This window comes from Kitasatospora sp. NPDC001664, from assembly GCF_053596675.1.
In genome coordinates, this window is record NZ_JBSFGS010000006.1 from 274,354 (window position 1) to 292,491 (window position 18,138).

Annotated in this window: 17 protein-coding genes; 6 read left to right on the forward strand and 11 right to left on the reverse strand. The window is 73.8% G+C overall.

What is annotated here, in order from left to right:
* Nucleotides 1-245 precede the first annotated feature (245 nt).
* From ACWCYY_RS11695 to ACWCYY_RS11705, 3 genes are all read right to left on the reverse strand, one after another.
* Nucleotides 246-1,607, reverse strand: a complete 1,362-nt coding sequence (locus ACWCYY_RS11695) for an ABC transporter ATP-binding protein (RefSeq protein WP_449795864.1) — start codon at nt 1,605-1,607, stop codon at nt 246-248.
* Between the two features lie 26 nt (nt 1,608-1,633).
* Nucleotides 1,634-3,358 (reverse strand): ABC transporter permease, encoded by a 1,725-nt coding sequence (locus ACWCYY_RS11700; protein ID WP_449795865.1) that lies wholly within the window; start codon nt 3,356-3,358, stop codon nt 1,634-1,636.
* Nucleotides 3,359-3,682: 324 nt separating this feature from the next.
* The gene (locus tag ACWCYY_RS11705; protein ID WP_345290270.1) at nt 3,683-4,465 is read right to left on the reverse strand and encodes an IclR family transcriptional regulator; all 783 of its coding nucleotides are present in this window, start codon (nt 4,463-4,465) and stop codon (nt 3,683-3,685) included.
* A gap of 222 nt (nt 4,466-4,687) precedes the next feature.
* Here ACWCYY_RS11705 and ACWCYY_RS11710 point away from each other — a divergent pair, with 222 nt between their 5' ends.
* Genes ACWCYY_RS11710 through ACWCYY_RS11720 form a run of 3 tightly spaced genes read left to right on the forward strand, consistent with a single transcriptional unit; the run spans nt 4,688 to nt 7,753 of the window.
* On the forward strand, nt 4,688-5,980 hold the full coding sequence (locus ACWCYY_RS11710) for an extracellular solute-binding protein (protein WP_449795866.1): 1,293 nt from the start codon (nt 4,688-4,690) through the stop codon (nt 5,978-5,980).
* A complete protein-coding gene (locus ACWCYY_RS11715) occupies nt 5,970-6,902 on the forward strand; it encodes a carbohydrate ABC transporter permease (RefSeq protein WP_449795867.1) in 933 nt (310 codons plus the stop codon). The genes ACWCYY_RS11710 and ACWCYY_RS11715 overlap by 11 nt, the downstream gene beginning before the upstream one ends.
* The gene (locus ACWCYY_RS11720; RefSeq protein ID WP_345290267.1) at nt 6,899-7,753 is read left to right on the forward strand and encodes a carbohydrate ABC transporter permease; all 855 of its coding nucleotides are present in this window, start codon (nt 6,899-6,901) and stop codon (nt 7,751-7,753) included. Before ACWCYY_RS11715 ends, ACWCYY_RS11720 begins: the two co-directional genes overlap by 4 nt.
* Before the next feature lie 37 nt (nt 7,754-7,790).
* On the opposite strand, the gene ACWCYY_RS11725 is transcribed toward ACWCYY_RS11720, so the two are convergent.
* Both ACWCYY_RS11725 and ACWCYY_RS11730 read right to left on the reverse strand, forming a co-directional pair.
* On the reverse strand, nt 7,791-8,411 hold the full coding sequence (locus ACWCYY_RS11725; RefSeq protein ID WP_449795868.1) for an alpha-ketoglutarate-dependent dioxygenase AlkB: 621 nt from the start codon (nt 8,409-8,411) through the stop codon (nt 7,791-7,793).
* A 37-nt stretch (nt 8,412-8,448) separates the two neighbouring features.
* Complete coding sequence (locus ACWCYY_RS11730; protein ID WP_449795869.1) at nt 8,449-10,854, reverse strand: prealbumin-like fold domain-containing protein; 2,406 nt, start codon at nt 10,852-10,854, stop codon at nt 8,449-8,451.
* A gap of 155 nt (nt 10,855-11,009) precedes the next feature.
* Here ACWCYY_RS11730 and ACWCYY_RS11735 point away from each other — a divergent pair, with 155 nt between their 5' ends.
* Complete coding sequence (locus ACWCYY_RS11735) at nt 11,010-11,546, forward strand: GNAT family N-acetyltransferase (RefSeq protein WP_345290264.1); 537 nt, start codon at nt 11,010-11,012, stop codon at nt 11,544-11,546.
* 87 nt (nt 11,547-11,633) lie between these two features.
* Here ACWCYY_RS11735 and ACWCYY_RS11740 read toward each other — a convergent pair whose 3' ends face one another.
* From ACWCYY_RS11740 to ACWCYY_RS11750, 3 genes are all read right to left on the reverse strand, one after another.
* Complete coding sequence (locus ACWCYY_RS11740; protein ID WP_449795900.1) at nt 11,634-11,999, reverse strand: MerR family transcriptional regulator; 366 nt, start codon at nt 11,997-11,999, stop codon at nt 11,634-11,636.
* 32 nt (nt 12,000-12,031) lie between these two features.
* Nucleotides 12,032-13,063, reverse strand: a complete 1,032-nt coding sequence (locus ACWCYY_RS11745; protein ID WP_380149917.1) for an MDR family NADP-dependent oxidoreductase — start codon at nt 13,061-13,063, stop codon at nt 12,032-12,034.
* A gap of 71 nt (nt 13,064-13,134) precedes the next feature.
* The gene (locus ACWCYY_RS11750) at nt 13,135-13,575 is read right to left on the reverse strand and encodes a MarR family winged helix-turn-helix transcriptional regulator (protein WP_345290263.1); all 441 of its coding nucleotides are present in this window, start codon (nt 13,573-13,575) and stop codon (nt 13,135-13,137) included.
* Between the two features lie 230 nt (nt 13,576-13,805).
* Here ACWCYY_RS11750 and ACWCYY_RS11755 point away from each other — a divergent pair, with 230 nt between their 5' ends.
* Nucleotides 13,806-14,108 (forward strand): putative quinol monooxygenase, encoded by a 303-nt coding sequence (locus ACWCYY_RS11755; protein WP_345290262.1) that lies wholly within the window; start codon nt 13,806-13,808, stop codon nt 14,106-14,108.
* 10 nt (nt 14,109-14,118) lie between these two features.
* Here the strand turns inward: ACWCYY_RS11755 and ACWCYY_RS11760 are convergent, their stop codons facing one another.
* From ACWCYY_RS11760 to ACWCYY_RS11770, 3 genes are all read right to left on the reverse strand, one after another.
* Nucleotides 14,119-14,913: a TIGR03943 family putative permease subunit gene (locus tag ACWCYY_RS11760; RefSeq protein ID WP_449795870.1), complete on the reverse strand. Its 795-nt coding sequence runs from the start codon at nt 14,911-14,913 to the stop codon at nt 14,119-14,121.
* 5 nt (nt 14,914-14,918) lie between these two features.
* The gene (locus ACWCYY_RS11765; protein ID WP_449795901.1) at nt 14,919-15,827 is read right to left on the reverse strand and encodes a permease; all 909 of its coding nucleotides are present in this window, start codon (nt 15,825-15,827) and stop codon (nt 14,919-14,921) included.
* Nucleotides 15,828-16,037: 210 nt separating this feature from the next.
* The gene (locus ACWCYY_RS11770; RefSeq protein ID WP_449795871.1) at nt 16,038-16,625 is read right to left on the reverse strand and encodes a GNAT family N-acetyltransferase; all 588 of its coding nucleotides are present in this window, start codon (nt 16,623-16,625) and stop codon (nt 16,038-16,040) included.
* A 147-nt stretch (nt 16,626-16,772) separates the two neighbouring features.
* Here ACWCYY_RS11770 and ACWCYY_RS11775 point away from each other — a divergent pair, with 147 nt between their 5' ends.
* The gene (locus ACWCYY_RS11775; RefSeq protein WP_449795872.1) at nt 16,773-18,041 is read left to right on the forward strand and encodes an ATP-grasp domain-containing protein; all 1,269 of its coding nucleotides are present in this window, start codon (nt 16,773-16,775) and stop codon (nt 18,039-18,041) included.
* The last annotated feature ends 97 nt before the right edge of the window (nt 18,042-18,138 follow it).

An 18,138-nucleotide genomic window follows, 5' to 3' on the forward strand; every position in this document is an offset into this window, starting at 1 on the left:
CAGCGGGGCAGCGGGGCAGCGGGGCAGCGGGGCGCCGGGGCGCCGGGGCGCCGGGGCGGCCGTCCGGTGCCTGGCCCCGGCCCGGCGAGTGCACAGCACCACCCGTCCGGGTGGCGACGGCCCGGCGACGTACCTGGAGCGTTGGCGGGACGGGCGCCGGCAGTGGACCCTCCTCCTGGTGGGTCGTCCGCTCACGCCGGAGCAGGTGGCGGCGGTCGCGGACGGCCTCAGGGGGTGACGGAGGGTCAGGGCTCCAGCCGGTACTCCTCGCGGTCGGCGGTGTAGGTGAAGAGTTCGGCGTACCGGCCCCAGTCGGTGGCGGTGGCGAGCTGCCGGTCGGTCTGCTCGCGGGTGTAGTGGTGGGCGAGCAGGTCGCGGAAGAAGCCGGCCTGGAGGGTGCCGTCGGGGGACTGGCGGAGGCTGGCGCTGATCAGGCGGATCAGCGGGACGGTGATCGCGGCGGTGGCGAACAGGGCCTTGGAGGTCTGGACGGTGGCGGCGGCGAAGGCGCTGCCGTGCTCGGTGAGGCGGAGCGAGTCGCCGTCGACGGCGGCGAAGCCGAGCAGGTCGAGGGCGTCGACCAGCGGGAGCAGGTCGTCCGCCTCCAGGCCGAGGTCGTCGGCGAGGTCGGCGAGGTCGCGGCGCCCGCCCGCGTGGGCGACCAGTTCGGCGAGCCCGGAGAGGCCGTCGACGCCCGCCGACGGGAGCGGGGTGTTGGCGGTGGTGCGCGGAGCGGGCTCGGCGAGGGCGAGGGCGGGGGAGGGGACGGCGGCGTCGCGGCCGGTGAGGGTCCGGTAGACCTGGTCGACCAGGGACTGGAAGGCGGCGGAGCCGCGGTCGCGGGAGCGGCCGGGGCCGAGTTCGGCGCCGGGCTCGAAGACGGCGCGGACGGTGCCGTACGGCCGGGAGCCGAGCACGACCACCCGGTCGGCCATCAGGACGGCCTCCTCGATGTTGTGGGTGACCAGGACCATCGCCCGGGTGGGGAAGGTGCCGGACTCCCAGAGCTCCATCAGCTCGCCGCGCAGGTTCTCGGCGGTCAGCACGTCCAGGGCGGAGAACGGCTCGTCCATCATCAGCACGTCCGGCTCGACCACCAACGCCCGTGCGAAGCCGACCCGTTGGCGCATGCCGCCGGAGAGCTCCTTGGGGTAGGCGGCCTCGAAGCCGTCCAGGCCGACCAGGTCGATGGCCCGGCGGGCGGCCTCGGCCCGCTCGCCCGCCGCCGACCCCCTCGCCTCCAGGCCGAGTTCGACGTTCTGCTGCACCGTCAGCCAGGGCAGCAGGGCGAAGGTCTGGAACACCATCGCCGTCCCGGGGTTGGCCCCGTTCAGCGGGGTGCCGCGGTAGTGGACGCTGCCGGAGCTGGGGGCGATCAGCCCGGCCAGGCAGCGCAGCAGGGTGGACTTGCCCGAGCCGGAGCGGCCGAGCAGGGCGACGACCTCGCCGGCCCGGATCTCCAGGTCGATGCCGCCGAGCACGGGCAGATCGCCGTCGGAGCCGGCGTAGGTCTTGGTCAACTCGACTGCTTCGAGCAGGAGTTCACCATCGGTGGCCGGAGCCGGGGCAGTGGTGGGACGGCGCGGACGCAGCAGGTTGAGGTTCATCGGAAGCTCCAAGCGGAAAGCGGGGTTCAGAGGGCGTAGCGGACCCGGGCGAGCCGGTGCAGCGGCTGCCAGACCACGCGGTTGAGCACGATCACGTACAGGCTCATCACGGCGACCCCGGCCAGCAGGCGCGGGAAGTCCCCGGCCGAGGTGGCCTGCGCGATGTACGCGCCGAGGCCGGTCGCGGTGAGGGTGGTGGCGCCGAAGGTGACCACCTCGGAGACGATCGAGGCGTTCCAGGCGCCGCCCGAGGCGGTGATGCCGCCGGTGACGTAGGAGGGGAAGACGGCCGGGAGGATCAGCCGCCGCCAGCGCCGGACGCCGCGGACACCCAGGTCGTCCATCGCCTCGCGCAGGTCGGCGGGGATGGCCATCGCCCCGGCGATGGTGTTGAAGAGGATGTACCACTGGGCGCCGAGCGCCATCAGCAGCACGCCGCCGACGTCCAGCGACAGCCCGGTCCTGAGGAAGAACCAGACCGCCAGCGGGAAGAGGAAGTTGGCGGGGAAGGAGGCGAGCACCTGGACCACCGGCTGGGCGATCCGGGTCAGCCTCGGCGAGCCGCCGATCCACACGCCGACCGGCACCCAGACCACCGTCGCGGCCGCCACCAGCACCACCACCCGGGCCAGGGTGGCCAGTCCGAGCAGCAGCGGCTCGCCGAGCACGCTCAGCCCGGTGCTCCGGTGCAGGTAGGCGCCGAGGTCGTACAGGCCCCAGGCGATCAGACTGCCGGTGACCACGCCGAAGGCCAGGTCCCCGGCCCGGCGGCGCGTCGGGGCGACCCGCAGCGGCCGGTCGTCGACGCCGAACACCCGCCCGGCCCGGGAGCAGAACTGCCCCACCGGTCGAAGCCAACGACCCAGCAGTGCAGGCCAGTTGGAGCGGCGCAGCAGCTCCAGGACGGCCGAGCGCTGCGGCTCGCGGCTGCCCGACTGCTCGTTCTTGAAGCGCTCGGCCCAGGCGGTGAGCGGGCGCCAGAAGAGGAAGTTCACCCCGGTCACCATCACGGCCATCGCGAGCACCGCCCAGCCGACCTTGCCCAGGTCGCCCTCGGCGATCGCGGCCCCGGCGTAGGAGCCGACGCCCGGCAGGGCGTAGTCCTGGCCGCCGATGGCGATCATCTCGGAGGCGACCAGGAAGAACCAGCCGCCGCCGAAGCTCATCATGCCGTTCCAGACCAGGTCGATCGTCCCGGAGGGCAGCTCGACCTTCCAGAACCGCATCCACCGCGTGAAGCCGAACGACCGTGACAGCTCGTCGAGTTCGCGCGGCAGCGAGGTCAGCGAGCGGTGGAACGCGAAGGTCATGTTCCAGGCCTGCGAGGTGAAGACGGCGAACACGGCCGCGCACTCCGGCCCGAGCATCGAGCCGGGGAAGAGTGCCAGGAAGCCGGTCACCGCCACGGTCAGGAAGCCGAGCACCGGCACCGACTGGAGGATGTCCAGGGCCGGGACCAGCACCTTGCCGAGCCGTCGGCTGCGCGCGGCGGCGTAGGCGAAGACGAAGGTGAAGACCACGGCGGCGGCCAGTGCGGCGAACATCCGCAGCAGGCTGCGCGCCGCGTAGTACGGCAGCCGGGCCGGATCGGTGTCGATGCCGAGCTTCTCGCCCGGCGTGAAGGAGACGGTGGTGCCGTGTCCCACGCGCAGTGCGGCGTAGAACAGCAGCAGCACGCCGGCCGCGACGGTGACGTCGGTCAGCGAGAAGCGGCGGCGGGTGGACGGAGCGGGGGTACGGAAGAACGACATGGCGGAACGACCTCCGCCCGCACCGGGGCGCGCGCCGACGGGGCGCGGGCGCGGAGGTGCGGGGTGCTACGGGAAACGATCAGTGAGCGACGGGGAGGAAGCCGGGACTGGGCGGTTCGTTGCGCATGGCTTGCCTCCCCTCGGGATCGTCCGCCGACGGGATCGCTCGTCGACACGGGTGGGTGTGCACGGCAGGGCGTGAGGCCCGTGCCGGTCCGTCCCGTCGAGTCTGCCCCGGGCCCACCCCGATGGGCAAATGCCTTGTCCGCCCGGGCGTGGCGCGCAGCGCGCCGCAGCGCGCCGCAGCGCCCCGGGGCCGGCCGCTCAGTGCCGCGAGGACCCCAGCGCCCGCGAGACCCGCAGCGCGGCGGCCGCCACCGCGGGCCCGAGGACGCGCACCCGGGCCGCCGTCACCCGCGAGGTCAGCCCGGAGACCGAGAGCGCCCCGGCGACGGTGTCGGTGTGGTCGAAGACGGGCGCGGCCACGCACCGCACCTCGGGCTCGTTCTCCCGGTCGTCCACGGCGTAGCCGCGGGCCCGGATCCGCGCCAACTCGGCCCGCAGCGAGGCCGGTTCGGTGAGGGTGCGGGTGGTGCTCGGCGGCAGTCCGGCGGCCACCACCGCCGTGAAGGCCTCCTCCGGCAGCCAGGCCAGCATGGCCTTGCCGACGGCGGTGCGGTACATCGGCGCGCGGCTGCCGATCCGGGAGGCCATCCGGACGGCGGTCTCGTTCTCCACCTTGTCGATGTAGACCACGTGCGGCGGGTCCGGGACGCACAGGTGGACGGTGCCGCCGACCTCGTGCATCAGCCGGTGCGCCTGTTCGGCGGCGACGGTGCGCAGGTCGAGCCCGGAGAGGTAGGACTGGCCCAGCATCAGGGCGCCGGGGCCGAGCCGGAAGTGCCCCGACTCCCGTTCCCGGCTGAGGAGTTGGGAGTCGAGCAGCGGTTCGGCCAGCCGCAACACGGTGCTCTTGGACAGGCCCAGCGCCTCCGCGACCGCCGTGAGCGAGAGCCCGGTGGAGCCGCCGGCGTGGTCCCGGACGTGCTCCAGCACCGCGAGCGCCCGGCGCAGCGAGGCGGACTGGTTCCGCTGCGTGACCTCCACCGGCCCTCCTCAGGCACATCAAGAAATCCCCATGAACGACCCCTGAACGGACCGTCGGATTCAACGGACCGTACGCCAAGCACCGACGGCGTACCAGCTACGCGGCACACAGTTTTGCACTGCACAACATTCGCCGGGGCGTCTTGCCGCCACGCCGGGCGGCTTCCTACCGTCACCGCTCACCTGCCCTACCACCGCTCTACCACCTCCCGAGGGGGTTCCGTGAAGCTGTCCCGTCTCGTCCTGTTCGCCGCTGCCGGTGCCGTGTTGGCCGCCTGCGCGCCGGGCACCGCCTCCAGCACCAAGTCGGCCGACCAGCAGACCGGCACCCTGAAGGTCTGGCTCTACGACGAGGCCAACCGGGCCCCGAAGGAGAAGGTGATCGCGGCCGCCGTGGCGGACTTCAAGGCCGCCCACCCCGGCTCCGACGTCGAGGTGTCGTACATCCCGACCGACGCCGGCCCGCGCGCCGAGAAGATGAAGGGCGCCTTCAACGACCCGGCCAGCGCGCCGGACGTGGTGGAGTTCGGCAACACCGACCTGTTCGGCTACGTCGCGGCCGGCGGCCTGGCGGACCTGACCTCCGAGCTGGCGGGCTGGTCCGAGGGCGGCGACCTCCCGGCCGACCTGCGCGACACCGCCGTGGTGGACGGTAAGACCTACGGCCTGCCCTGGTGGCTGGGCGTGCGGGCGCTCTACTACCGCACCGACGTCTTCACCGAGCTCGGCCTGAAGCCCCCGACCAGATACGCCGAACTCGCCGACGCCGCAACGAAGGTGAGGGCCGCCAAGCCCGACCTGCTGGGCATCGCGGTCGGCGGCAAGTACACCTTCGGCGCCCTGCCCTTCCTCTGGGCGAACGGCGGCGACCTGGCGGCCAAGCCCGGTGCCAAGTACGCGGCGGCGGTGGACTCCCAGGGCTCCCGGGCCGGGGTGAAGGCCTACACCGACCTGTTCACCGACGCGATCTGTCCGGCCCAGCGCTGCGCCGACCTGACCGGCGGCAAGACGGTGGAGGCCTTCGCCTCCGGCACCGCGGGCATGGCGATCCTGCCCAACTCCTCGCGCAGCGCGGTGGAGGCGGGCGCGGCCAAGGGCAAGTACGCGGTGGTGCCGCTGCCCGGCGCGACGGCCGGCTCGGTCGCCCCGGCGTTCTCCGGCGGCAACGACCTGGGCGTCCTCAAGTCGACCCAGCACCGCACCCTGGCGGCGGACTTCCTCAAGACCCTGGGCGGCAAGAAGCACCAGCTGGCGCTCTTCGACGCGATGGGCACGCTGCCGACGCTGACCAGCGCCCGCGCCGAGGTGGTGGCCAAGGAGCCGTGGCTCAAGCCCTTCACCGACACCATCGCGGCGGGCACCAAGTTCGTGCCCAAGGACCAGGCCTGGGCGAAGATCGACGCCCAGGCGGTGGTGCCGACCATGCTGCAGAAGGTGATCACCGGCAAGGCGGACGTGAACACCGCCACCGCCGAGGCCGCCAGCGCGATGAACGCCGCCTTCGATGGCAAGTGACACGCTGACCGCAGCCACGCCCGCGAAGGCGCCGATCACCGTCAGGCGCAAGCGGGTTCTGACCCCGATCTGGCTGCTGCTGCCCGCCGCGCTGGTGCTGCTGCCGCTGTTCGGCTACCCGCTCTACCAGCTCGGCCTGCTCTCGGTGCTGGACTTCGGCCAGCCGCAGGCCAGCGGCGGGGTGCCGGCCGCCTTCGTCGGTCTGGCCAACTACACCGAGCTGCTGGGCAAGTCGCAGTTCTGGGAGGTGCTGGCGCAGACCCTGGTCTTCGCGGGCGGCTGCGTGGTCGCCACCCTCGCGGTGGGCGGCGCGCTGGCGGTGCTGCTGACCAGGGTCGGCCGGCGCTCCAAGCTGTTCCTGATGTTCGCGGCGCTCGGCGCCTGGGCCGCCCCGGCGATGACCGGCTCCACCGTCTGGCTCTTCCTGCTGGACACCAACTCCGGTCTGGTGAACGACATCCTGGGCATGGCCGGGCACAACTGGATGTACGACAAGTGGCCCGCCTTCGCGGTGGTCGGCGCCGTCGTGGTCTGGCACTCCTTCCCGTTCGTGATGATCACCCTCTACGCGGGCATCCAGGCCATCCCGGACTCGGTGCTGGAGGCGGCCCGGCTCGACGGTGCCTCCACCTTCACCACCGCCCGGCTGGTGATGCTGCCGATGCTCCGGCCGCTGCTGGTGATCGTGGTGATCCAGTCGGTGATCTGGGACTTCAAGGTCTTCACCCAGATCTACGTGATGACCAGCGGCGGCGGCATCGCCGGCCAGAACCTGGTGCTCAACGTCTACGCCTACCAGGAGGCCTTCGCGGCCTCCGACTACAGCCTGGGCGCGGCGATCGGCGTGCTGATGACGCTGATCCTGCTGGCGATCACGGCGCTCTACATCCGCGCCCTGCGGCGCTCCGGGGAGGAACTGTGACCGCGCGGACCACGCAGAAGGGATCCCGGAGGATCGCCAACTCCCTTGCGGTGCTGGCCGGTCTGGTCACCGCCTTCCCGCTCTACTGGATGGTGCTCTCCGCCTTCAAACCGGACGGCGAGCTCACCTCCGCCCACCCCCGGCCGTGGACCTGGGCGCCGACCCTGGACAACTTCCGGGACGCGCTCGGGGTGAGCGGCTTCGGCCGGTACTTCCTGAACAGCCTGCTGGTGGCCGTGGTCGTGGTGGTGCTCTCGGCCGGGGTTGCCTTCCTGGCGGCGGTGGCGCTGTCCAGGTTCAAGTTCCGCTTCCGCACCACCGTGCTGGTGATGTTCCTGGTGGCGCAGATGGTGCCGATCGAGGCGCTGACCATCCCGCTGTTCTTCCTGATCCGCGACCTCGGCACGGTGGCCCCGGGGCTGGGCCTGTCCACGCTCGGCTCGCTGATGCTGGTGAACCTGGCCTTCTCGCTGCCGTTCGCGGTCTGGATGCTCCGGGGCTTCGTGGCGGCGGTGCCGGAGTCGCTGGAGGAGGCGGCCCGGCTGGACGGGGCGAGCCGCTTCACCATCCTGTGGCGGATCCTCTTCCCGTTGGTGGCACCGGGGTTGGCGGCCACCTCGGTGTTCTCCTTCATCATGGCCTGGAACGACTTCGTGTTCGCCCGGACCCTGATCCTGGACACCGACCACCAGACCCTCCCGGCCGCGCTGATGGTCTTCTTCAAGCCGGACGAGAACGACTGGGGCGGCATCATGGCGGCCTCCACCCTGATGACCCTGCCGGTGCTGGCCTTCTTCGTCCTGGTCCAGCGTCACCTGGTCTCGGGGCTGGGAGGCGCGGTCAAGGACTGAGCGCCCGTCACCTGAACACCCATGACCTGAGCACCCGTCACCCCACCCCGCGCGGCCGGTACTGGATCGAGATCCGAGGTCCGACCGGCCGGGCGGTCTTGGGCACGGCGTGGTCCCAGGTCCGCTGGCAGGAGCCGCCCATCACCAGCAGGTCCCCGTGGCCCAGCAGGTGACGCAGCGTCGGCCCGCCACCCCCGGCGGGCCGCAGCAGCAGGGCGCGCGGTTCGCCGGCCGAGACGATCGCCACCATCGTGTCGTCGGTCCGGCCGCGCCCGAACCGGTCGCCGTGCCAGGCCACGCTGTCCTCGCCGTCCCGGTAGAGGCAGAGCCCGGCGGAGACGAACTCCTCGCCGAGCTCCTCCCGGTAGTGCGCGTTCAGCGCGTCCCGCATCTGCGCCAGCACCGGATCGGGCAGCTCGGCCCCGGCCCCGTACGAGGCCAGCAGCCGCGGCACCGCGACCACCCGCTCGTACATCTCGCGCCGCTCGGCCCGCCAGGGCACCCCGTCCAGCAGTCGTTCGAACACCACGTCCGCCCCGCTCAGCCATCCCGGCAGGACGTCCACCCAGGCGCCGTGCGCCAGCTCGGTCCGCCGGATGCCGTTGAACGGGCCGGGCGCCGGGGCGTCGGCGCCGAGCAGTGATCCCTGGAAGTGCATGGCCCCAGCGTACGCCCATGTTCGAAAAAGTGTTCTATTAGTTTCGGCTCCGCCTGGAGGCCGCCGCCAGCACGGCCCCGGCGGCCAGCAGCGGCACCGCGACCACGGCGGCCAGCAGCAGCGGCCCGGGCAGTCCGGTCCCCGGCAGGTCCCCGGCGGGCGGGGCGGGCCGGGCGGCCGGGGGAGCGGGCGGCGCGGGAACGGGCGGGGCCGAGGCGGGCGGGGTCGGTCCGCCGGCCGGCCCGGAGGGGCCGCTCGGCGGCGGCGTGGGCAGCGCGAAGTCGTTGCCGACCAGCACCCGGGTGGCCCGGCCGTCCGTCAGCTCGAACGGCGTCCCCAGGACCAGCGGCCGGTCGGGCTCCCCGTCCACCCGGAGCCTCGCCCAGGTGGTCACCGCGGCGGAGTCGGCGGCCCCGGTCCGCGGTTCGGCCACCGTGCAGCGGGTGGCGGCGGCGAAGGTGTGCCGGGGCAGGTCGCCCCGGTCCGCGCCGGGGGCCACCGTCAGTTCGTCGGTGGTCCCGTCCTCGCAGCTGACGGTCAGTCGGACGGCGGCCGGCCGGAGCGAGGTGTCCCCGCTGGTGGTCTTGGTCACGTCCAGCGTGGGGTACGGCACGAAGCGGTTGGTGAAGCGGCAGGTCGGGGTCGGCGCGGCCGTGGTCAGGTGCACCTCGACCGTCCCGGCCGTCAGGTCCGGCCGGTCTCCGGCGTCGCCGCAGTCGGCCGAGGCCAGTTGCCAGCGCCCGGTCGCGGTCGGTGCGGGCAGCAGTTCCTGGACGGTGTAGGAGTACGCCGGGCCGACCCTGAGTCCGCTCGCCGCCGGACCGCTGTCGCTGCCCGAGGGGTGGGCGGCGGCGGGGGTCCCGGTGGCCGTGGTGGTGGCCGTGGCGGTCGTGGTCACGTCCCGCGCCACGGCCGGACGGCCCGTCAGGTGCGGGGTGACGGCGAAGGCGAAGGTCCCGGTGCCGCCCTCGGTGACCTTCTCGACGTTGATCGCCCCGCCGGGGACGAAGCGGTTGGTCAGCAGGCAGGTGGTGCCGCCGGGCGCCGCCAGGTCGTGCTCGGCGGTCCAGGTCCCGTTCGGCGCGTCGGGGCTCGGCGGCAGCAGGGTCACCGGGGCGGGCACGCCGTCGCAGGTGGCGTCGGGCGTCTGCCAGGTGCCGGTTCCGTCGGGTGAGGGGACGCGCTCGCGCACCGTGTACCGGCCGGCGGTGGCGCCCGCGGCCGAGGCCACGTCCACCGGCGAGGCCTCCGCCACGGTGGTGACCGGGCCGATCGCGATCGGCGCCGAGCCGGGCGGGGTGTCCAGGCGGACGTCGAAGGTGCCGGTGCCGCCGATCGACTGCTTCTGCAGCAGGGCCCGCCCGGCCGTCCGGCGGTTGGTGAAGGTGCAGGTCACGGTGTCCCCGGCGGTCAGCCGGACGGAGACCTTGCCCGCCGAGTCGGCGGTCACCGCGCTGCTGCCCGTGCCGCCCCGGGAGTCGACGACCTCGCAGCTGGGCTGAGCCGGCGGCTCCCAGCCGGGGGTGCTCGCCTCCTGGAAGCTCCACGGCGCGTCCCCGTCCCGGGTCTCGCCCCGGACGAAGCTGATCGAACCGGGCTTGCCGGTGTCGGCGGTGAGCGGGAAGTCGTTGGTGCCGTCGCCGTTGGTGTCGGCGTAGGAGACGTTCCCGTCGAAACGGAAGGAGCCCGGGCCGTTGGAGCCGTCGGCCAGCTGCTTGACCACGGTGATGGTCCCGGCGCCGGGCGGCGGGGTGATCGCGTAGTAGTAGCAGAAGACGTGCCGGGCCCCGGCCGGGAAGGTCAGGTACTCGACGTTGTCGCCGTTCACCGAGTCCTGGGCGCAGCGCAGCGCGGCGAAGCCGTACCGGTCCTGCAGCCCGTTGAGCGGGGCGGACGGTGTGCCGCCCTGGACGATCAGCCGGTTCTGCGCGGCCGCCGTGGCCTCGGCCTGGTCGAGCTGGACGGTGACGGCGCCGCTCAGGGTCCGGCCGGTCGGGCGGCCCTGGTCGTCCAGCTCCGGGGTGTCGGTCCCGGTGGTGAGGCCGTCGCGGATCAGGCCGGTGACGGTGCTGAGCTGGAGACTGGCCGAGGTCTTGCCGGTGAAGCCGGTGCCGGTGGAGAAGGCCCAGCCCGGCAGTGGGCGGCAGGGCGGCAGCGGGGTGCCGGCCGCCTCCTTGGCGGCCGAAACCGCCTCCGTACGGGCGTAGTTGGAGTCGGGGCCGAGGTCGCGCAGCGACTCCTGCACGTTGTTGCGGGCCTTGTTGGCCATCACCTCGTCGTAGCGGTCGCAGGACCGCGCCGCGAAGGTGACCGAGAGCGGGGCGGGTGCGCCCGCCCGCACCGCCCCGCTCCCGGTCGCCGCACCCGTGCCCGCCCCCGGAGCCACGGCCCACAGGGCGAGGAACCCTGCGGCCGCCGTCCGGACAACCGTCTGACCAGTCACCCGCACGAAGGCCTCCCGAGGACGTACCGGCGTGAGCCAATCACGTCCGTGGTGGTGGCAGCCGCACGACGCGCCGTATGCGGATAAAAGCGGACGAAATGGACCTGAGTCGACCGCCCCTGACGGGCCGTCGGGGTGCGCACTAGGGTGACGGGATGACCCAGAAGAGCGTGGAGTTGCGGCCGGTGCGGGAGAGCGACCTGCCGGTGCTGGAGCGGTTCTCGACCGAGCCCGAGACGGTCGGCGAGTACCAGTGGCTGGGCTGGGAGAACCCGGGCCGCTGGCGCCGCCAGTGGGAGGAGAACGGCATGCTCGGCGAGAAGCACGGCCTGCTGATGATCCAGGGCGACGGTGACCCGGCCGGGTTCGTCTCCTGGCGCGAGGTCATCTGCTGGCGGGGATCCTTCTGCTGGAACACCGGGATCTCGCTGGTGCCCGAGGCGCGAGGCCGCGGCTACGGCGCACCGGCCATGCGGCAGCTGGTCCGGCACCTCTTCTCGCACACCCAGATGGTCCGGGTGGAGGCCGCCACCGAGGTGGCCAACGTCCCGGCCCAGCGCGTCCTCGAACGCGCCGGCTTCGTCCGCGAGGGCGTCCTGCGCAGCGTCGCCTTCCGCAGCGGCCAGTGGTGGGACGGCGTCGGCTACAGCGTGCTCCGCACCGACGAGACCTGGCAGTCCGACACCTACTGACGAACCCTCACCCCGCCTGCCCGTCCCCTTGCCGTTCCTGCGCCTTTCCCCGCGTGCCCGCCTTGAGCGGCTCAGTGGCTCAGGGGCTCAGCGGCTCAGCCGAGCGGCGAGCGCCGTCCGGAGCGCGGTCAGCCGGGCGATCTCGGCGTCCAGCGCGGCGAGCCGGCGGTCCACCACGGCGGCCGCGGGGGAGGTCGGTCCCTCGACCCGCCCGCAGCGCGGCGGCGGCTGCTCGGTGAGCAGGTGCAGCCGCCCCGCGCACGCGCGCACGTCCTCGACCGTCAGCCCCAGTGCCAGTAGCTCCCGTACCGCCCGGATGCGGTCCAACTCCGCCTGCCCGTACTCCCGTTGGCCTGAGGAGCTGCGCCGCGGCGCGACCAGCCCGCGCTCCTCGTAGAACCGCAGTGCCCGCGGCGTCGCCCCGGTGGCCGCCGCCGCGTCGCCGATCCTCAACCGGTCCGCCATCCCCGCCGCCGCCCCTCCGGTCAGACCCCCACCAGGACGGCCCCCAGGTGGTGACCGTCGATCAACTCCCGCAACGCTCCCGGCGCCCGTTCGATGCCCGGCAGGACCACGTGCGGGAAGGCGATCTCCCCGGACCGCAGCCAGCCGCCGAACCGCTCCGTCCACTCGCCCGCCACGTCGGGGTGGTCCGCCCCCCGGTAGCCCCGCACCGAGACGCCCTGCACCACCAGCCGGAAGCTGTCCAGCGTCACCGGCGCGCTGCCGCCCGCCCGGTCCGCCGCCAACTGCCCGGAGACGGCGCCGATCAGGGCGAACCGGGCCCCGGGCCGCGCCAGCCGTACCGCGCCGGCCAGCTGCTCACCGCCGACGGTGTCCACCAGCACGTCGATCCCTTCCGGTGCCGCCTCGGCCAGCCGGTCCGCGAACGGCCGCCCGCCGGCGCGCAACACGACCGCGTCGTAACCGAGTTCGGCCGTGAGCCGCCCGGCCTTCGCCGCCGAGGAGGTGGTGCCGACCACCCGCCCCGCGCCGAGCAGCCGGGCGATCTGCCCGGCCAGGGAGCCGACGCCCCCAGCCGCGCCCGTCACCAGCACGGTGTCCCCGGGCCGGACCTCGGCCAGCCGGGTCAGGGCGCCGTACGCCGCCTCGCCGGAGGAGAGCTGCGCCACCGCCTCGGGCAGCGCCGGGTCGAGCGGTGCGCAGTCGACGGCGTCCAGCACGGCGTGCTCCCGCCATCCGGCCAGGTGCGAGACCAGGTCCCCGGGGCGCAGTGGTCCACCTGCGGGGGCGGCCAGCACCTCCGCCACGGCGGGCCCGAACAGCCCGTCGCCGGGCCGCAGTTGCGGGAGCGGAACGCCCTCCGTCTCGCCGCCGATCAGCGTGCGCAGGCCGGGGAAGACCAGGAAGTACCGGTTGCGGACCAGGACCTGCCCCGGCCCGACGGCCGGAAGCGGTGCGTCCACGACCGCGAAGTGCCGTGCCTCGGGCAGCCCTTCGGGGCGGGCCAGCAGACGGACCTCACGGGTGGCGGTGGGCAGGGCTACGCGGCTCATCGGTGCGCTCCAGGAGTTCGGGAGCGGCGACGGTAGACCCTGACGTGCGGGTCAGGGGCAAGCCCGCCCGGTCACTCCGCCGCGTTGTACCGGGACAGGTAGCCGGCCAGCCGGCCGAGGTCCTCGTCCTCCCAGTCGGTGAAGCGGGCCCGGAAGGCGCGCTGCCGCCGCTCGGTGGCGTCCCCGACGGCCCGCTCGCCGTCGCCGGTGAGCCGCAGCAGCTGACCCCGGTGGTCCTCCGGATCGGCCTCGCGGACGATGAAGCCGAGCTTCTCCAGCGAGCCGACCTGGCGACTGACGGTCGACTTGTCGAGCATGAAGTACGCGGCCAGGTCGGCGCCCCGGACAGGACCACGCTCGGCCATCAGGTCGAGCATGCTGAAGGCCACCAGGCTGAGCTGCGGATGCAGCTCGGCGGCCCGGCTGCGCGCCCGGCGCGCGAAGGCCGTCAGTTCGCGCTGGATGGTGTGGACGGCCTCGTCCCGGGCCCGGCCCGCCGGCTCCTCGCTCATGGTTGCAGAGTACATCCGTTTGCCTCGGCCCCGGCTCCGTCGAGGGCACCCGCTCCCTGCTCCGCCTCCACGGCGAGGCGGGCTGCACCGTCCACCTCCGCACCCACGCGGCCCGCCCGCGCCCGCGCCCGCCAAATCACGCCCGCCGAGGAGGAGATGGCGGAGGCCGTAGCTGTCTGACATGCGGACGGCCAGGGTGGGTGGTGATCGCCGACACTAGGCTGCCGGGCATGTCGCAGCCCGTCAGACTCGTCATCCACATCACCACCCGCCCCGGCCACGGCCCCGAGCAGGTCGCCGCCTTCGAGCGCCTGGCCCCCGTGGTCCGCGCCGAGGAGGGCTGCCTGCAGTACGACCTGCACGCCGTCGAGGGCGACCCGGACCGCTTCGTGCTGCTGGAGCTCTGGGCCTCCGAGGAAGCGCTCGCCGCCCACGACATCACCCCGCACATGGTCGAGGCCGACGCCGCCAGCCCCGCGTTCCGGGCCGGCCCGGCCGGGGTGGTCCGCCTGGCCGCTGCCCCGCTGGCCTGAACCCCCCTCCCTAGGAGGCGAGTTCGGGCGCCCGGTCCGCGTACGGGTTCCGCGGCGTCGGTACCGCCGTCACGCTCAGCACGTCCAGGTGCGGCACGGGCGAGCGGGCGTCCACCGCCCCGGCCCGCCACCGGCCGGTGACCTGCACCCAGCTGTCGGCCGCCGGCGCCTCGCCCGCCCCGTGCACCGCCACCCGGAGCGGACGGGCGTCCGCCGCACAGCAGTTGACGGTCAGCCGGTTGAGGTGCCAGTCCACCCCGCCGCCGCCCCGGCTGACGAAGCCGGTCAGCACCACCTGCCGGCCCTCCAGGCCGGCGCTGTCGTGCTGGCTGCGCCCGATGAACTCGCGCATCGACATCGGCGTCAACGGCCCGCTCGGCAGCGCCCGGTAGTCGGCCTGCTCGACGGCGGCCGCGGCCCCGTCCCGGGAGGCGGTGTACGAGCCGAGCGCGGGCGGCGCGAAGAACAGCAGCGCCAGCGCCGGCGCCCCGAGCAGGAACGCCACCCTGGGACCGGCCGCGTGCCCGTGCCCGTCCTCGCCCTCCTCTCCGTGCGCCGGGTGGGCCGCGTGCGGCTCCACGCGGTACGAACCGTCCTCCGCCCGGCGGTGGTTGAGCACCGGCTGCCGCAGCCAGTCCCGCCCCTCCCGGACCAGCCCGGCGGCCCCGAGCAGCACCAACACGGCCCCGGTGACGATCACCATCGGCCGCAGTCCCTCCTTCACGTACCGCAGGTACACCTCGCTGCCGACGGTGATCCGCAGCAGGGCCCCGCCGAGCAGCACCAGCAGGGCCGGGTGGGTCATCCTCTTCACAGCAGCACGGCTCCGATCAGGACGCTCACCAGGACGGCCACCACGAAGGTGGTGCCGGTGAAGCGGACGGCGAAGGCCCGGCCGAAGGAGCCGGACTGCAGGGCGATCAGCTTGAGGTCCACCATCGGGCCGACCACCATGAAGGCCAGCCGGGCGGTCGGCGAGAAACCGGTCAGCGAGGCGGCCACGAAGGCGTCCGCCTCCGAGCAGACCGAGAGCAGGACGGCGAGCAGCGCCAGCAGCACCACGCCGAGCCAGGGTGAGTCGCTGAACAGTGCCAACACCCCCGGCGGCACGGCCACGTTGAAGGTCGCGGCGGCCATCGCGCCGACCACCAGGAAGCCCCCCGCGTGCAGGAAGTCGTGCTGCATGCCGCGCCGGAACTCCTCCCAGCGCGAGCCCCCGTGCCCGTGCCCGCCCGGCTGCTTGGGCAGCCGCAGCCACTCCTCCCGGCCGAACCGGACCCAGAGCCAGCCCATCGCCACCGCCGTGGCCAGCGAGGCGGCCAGCCGGGCCGCCACCATCCAGGGCTGCCCGGGGAAGGCGATCGCGGTGGAGACCAGCACCACCGGGTTGACGGCCGGTGCGGCCAGCAGGAAGGTCAGCGCGGCCGCCGGGGTGACGCCCCGCCGGATCAGGCTCCCGGCGACCGGCACCGAGGCGCACTCGCAGCCGGGCAGCACCACCCCCGCCACTCCGGCCACCGGCACCGCCAGGGCCGGCCGCTTCGGCAGCGCCCTGGCGAACAGCGAGGGCGGAACGAAGGCCCCGATCGCCGCCGAGACCACGGTGCCCAGCAGCAGGAAGGGCATGCCCTGCACCACGATCGAGACCAGCAGTGTCCGCCAGGCCTGCACCACCTCGGCCTCGGCGAGCCCGAGCACCCCGGTGGCGGCCAGCACCACGGCCGCCAGGCCGAGCAGCGGCAGCGCGGGGCCGCGGCGCCGCTCCTCCGTCAGTGGTTCGGCCGGGACCCGTGGTCGGCGGGCCGTCTGCTGTCCGGTCGTCAATGTCCGCCCCTGACGTGGAGGCTGCTCGTGGCAGCGCGAGGACCGCCCGGTCGTGGTCCGACCGGTCGGTGGCCGCTCACACTAGGGGATGACAACCATCTTCATCTAGACCCGGACTCCTGCCAGCTTTCCGGACCGTCCGGCGCCCTGGTGGAGCGGGATCTCGAAGTGCACGGTGGCCAGGCCGGGGCCGTGCTCGCCGGTGGTCCGGGCGTCGCAGACCTCCACCGCGAGGCTGCGCCAGAACGCCTCGGCGCCGGGGACGTCCACGTTGGTGTGCAGGTAGAGGTGCTGGTAGCCGCCGTCGGCGATCGCGAACTCCGTTGCCAGATTGACCAGTTGCCGGGCGAGTCCGTGTCGGCGGTGTTCGCTCCTGACGTACACCCGCAGCAGCTGGGCGGTGAGCCCGGACGGGTAGCGCTCGGCCAGCCAGATCGGGTGCGGCGGGTGGGCCGGGCCGCGCGAGTGCAGGGCGGTGGTGCCGACCACCTCGCCGTCGGCGGCGGTGGCGACGAAGAGCGCGTGCCGGGGGTGGTCGAGGTAGGTCGGGCCGAGCTCGACCACGTCCTGGTGCCAGGCGGGGACGTAGCCGTAGCCGAACTCGCGGTAGAAGGTGTCCAGGATCAGCGCGCGGGCGCCGGGCAGGTCCTCGGGGCGGGCGGGCCGTACCTCGTACGGGTGTTGACGGGTCATCGGTCAGCTCCTCGGTGGGCTCGGTGGGTGTCCGGAGTCACAGCGTACATGGAAACGGTTTCCATGTAGCTGTATTGAAAATGAAAACGTGTGTCGAGTACCTTGCTGCCTCACACCGTCCTTGCCGGGTGGAGAAGAGGGAGTCCCGTGGCACATCTGTTGGTGATCGAGAGCTGGGTCGGATCGATGAGCAGGCTGCTGCCCAGGGCCATCGGGGAGGGCGGCCACCGGTTCACCTTCCTGACCAGGGACCTGCACCACTACCTGCGGGCCGCCCCGGGCGACACCGCCCACCCGCTGCTCGCCGCCGCCAACGTGCTGACCGCCGACACCAACGACCCGGCCGCCCTGCTGCCGTACGTCGAACGGCTGCACGGCGTGCTCGGCTTCGACGGGGTGGTGTCCTCCTGCGACTACTACCTGCCCACCGTGGCCCTGGTGGCCGAACGCCTCGGCCTGCCGGGCCCCTCGGCGGCGGCCGTCGAGGCGGCCTGCCGCAAGGACCTGACCCGCGGCCGGCTGGCGGCGGCCGGGGTCCCGGGGCCCTGGTACGCGCTCTGCCGGGACCGGGCCGAGGCGGTCGCGGCCGCCGCCGGGGCCGGGTACCCCCTGGTGGTCAAGCCGGTCGACCTGTGTGCCGGGATGCTGGTCCGCAAGGTCGCGAACGAGGCGGAACTGCTGGCAGCCTACCGGGAGTTGGACGAGTTCCCGGTGAACGCGCGCGGGCAGCGGCGGGAGCCGGCGGTACTGCTGGAGGAGCTGCTCACCGGGCCCGAGGTCAGCGTCGAGACGGTCTCCCGCAGCGGCCGGACGGAGGTGGTCGGCGTCACCAGCAAGACCGTCGGCGGAGCACCCGCCTTCATCGAGACCGGGCACCAGTTCCCGGCGCCGCTGGGCCGTGCCGACGCCGCTGCCGCCGCCTCGACGGCGGTCGCGGCCCTGGCCGCGCTCGGGCTCGACCAGGTGGTGGCCCACACCGAGGTCAAACTCACCCCGCACGGCCCCCGGGTGGTCGAGGTCAACCCCCGGCCGGCCGGGAACCGGATCACCGAGCTGGTCCGCCGTGTGACCGGCATCGACCTGGCGGCAGCGGCGGTGGACGTCGCCCTCGGCCACGAGCCCGACCTGACGGTCCGTCCGACCGGGGTCGCCAGTGCCGCCGTCACCTTCCTGCTCCCCGACCGGGACGGCCTGCTGACCGGGGTGGACGGGGCGGACCAGGTCTCCCGCGAGCCCTCCGTCGTCGAACTCACCCTGGCCGACCCCGGCCGCCAGGTCCGCCGCGCCGTCAGCAACAACGAGTACCTCGGCCACCTGATGACCACCGACACCGAGGGCCCCGACGCCCTCGACACCGCCGAACGCCTCCTCTCCCGCCTGACCCCGTGTTACGCCGAAGAGGCGGCCCGCGCATGACCCCAAACCCGAACCCCACCCTCCTCCGCGAGCCCCCCGCCGGGCCGCCGCCGGCGCACCCGGCCCCCGCGCCCGCCGCAGGCGGGGTCCTTTCCGC

What these genes read in the sequence shown, in the direction of transcription:
- ACWCYY_RS11715 (WP_449795867.1), top strand. Translation starts at nt 5,970, where the DNA reads ATGGCAAGTGACACGCTGACCGCAGCCACGCCCGCGAAGGCGCCGATC.
- ACWCYY_RS11770 (WP_449795871.1), bottom strand. Translation starts at nt 16,625, where the DNA reads ATGACCCGTCAACACCCGTACGAGGTACGGCCCGCCCGCCCCGAGGAC.
- ACWCYY_RS11725 (WP_449795868.1), bottom strand. Translation starts at nt 8,411, where the DNA reads ATGCACTTCCAGGGATCACTGCTCGGCGCCGACGCCCCGGCGCCCGGC.
- ACWCYY_RS11700 (WP_449795865.1), bottom strand. Translation starts at nt 3,358, where the DNA reads ATGTCGTTCTTCCGTACCCCCGCTCCGTCCACCCGCCGCCGCTTCTCG.
- ACWCYY_RS11745 (WP_380149917.1), bottom strand. Translation starts at nt 13,063, where the DNA reads ATGAGCCGCGTAGCCCTGCCCACCGCCACCCGTGAGGTCCGTCTGCTG.
- ACWCYY_RS11760 (WP_449795870.1), bottom strand. Translation starts at nt 14,913, where the DNA reads ATGACCCACCCGGCCCTGCTGGTGCTGCTCGGCGGGGCCCTGCTGCGG.
- ACWCYY_RS11695 (WP_449795864.1), bottom strand. Translation starts at nt 1,607, where the DNA reads ATGAACCTCAACCTGCTGCGTCCGCGCCGTCCCACCACTGCCCCGGCT.
- ACWCYY_RS11755 (WP_345290262.1), top strand. Translation starts at nt 13,806, where the DNA reads ATGTCGCAGCCCGTCAGACTCGTCATCCACATCACCACCCGCCCCGGC.
- ACWCYY_RS11735 (WP_345290264.1), top strand. Translation starts at nt 11,010, where the DNA reads ATGACCCAGAAGAGCGTGGAGTTGCGGCCGGTGCGGGAGAGCGACCTG.
- ACWCYY_RS11750 (WP_345290263.1), bottom strand. Translation starts at nt 13,575, where the DNA reads ATGAGCGAGGAGCCGGCGGGCCGGGCCCGGGACGAGGCCGTCCACACC.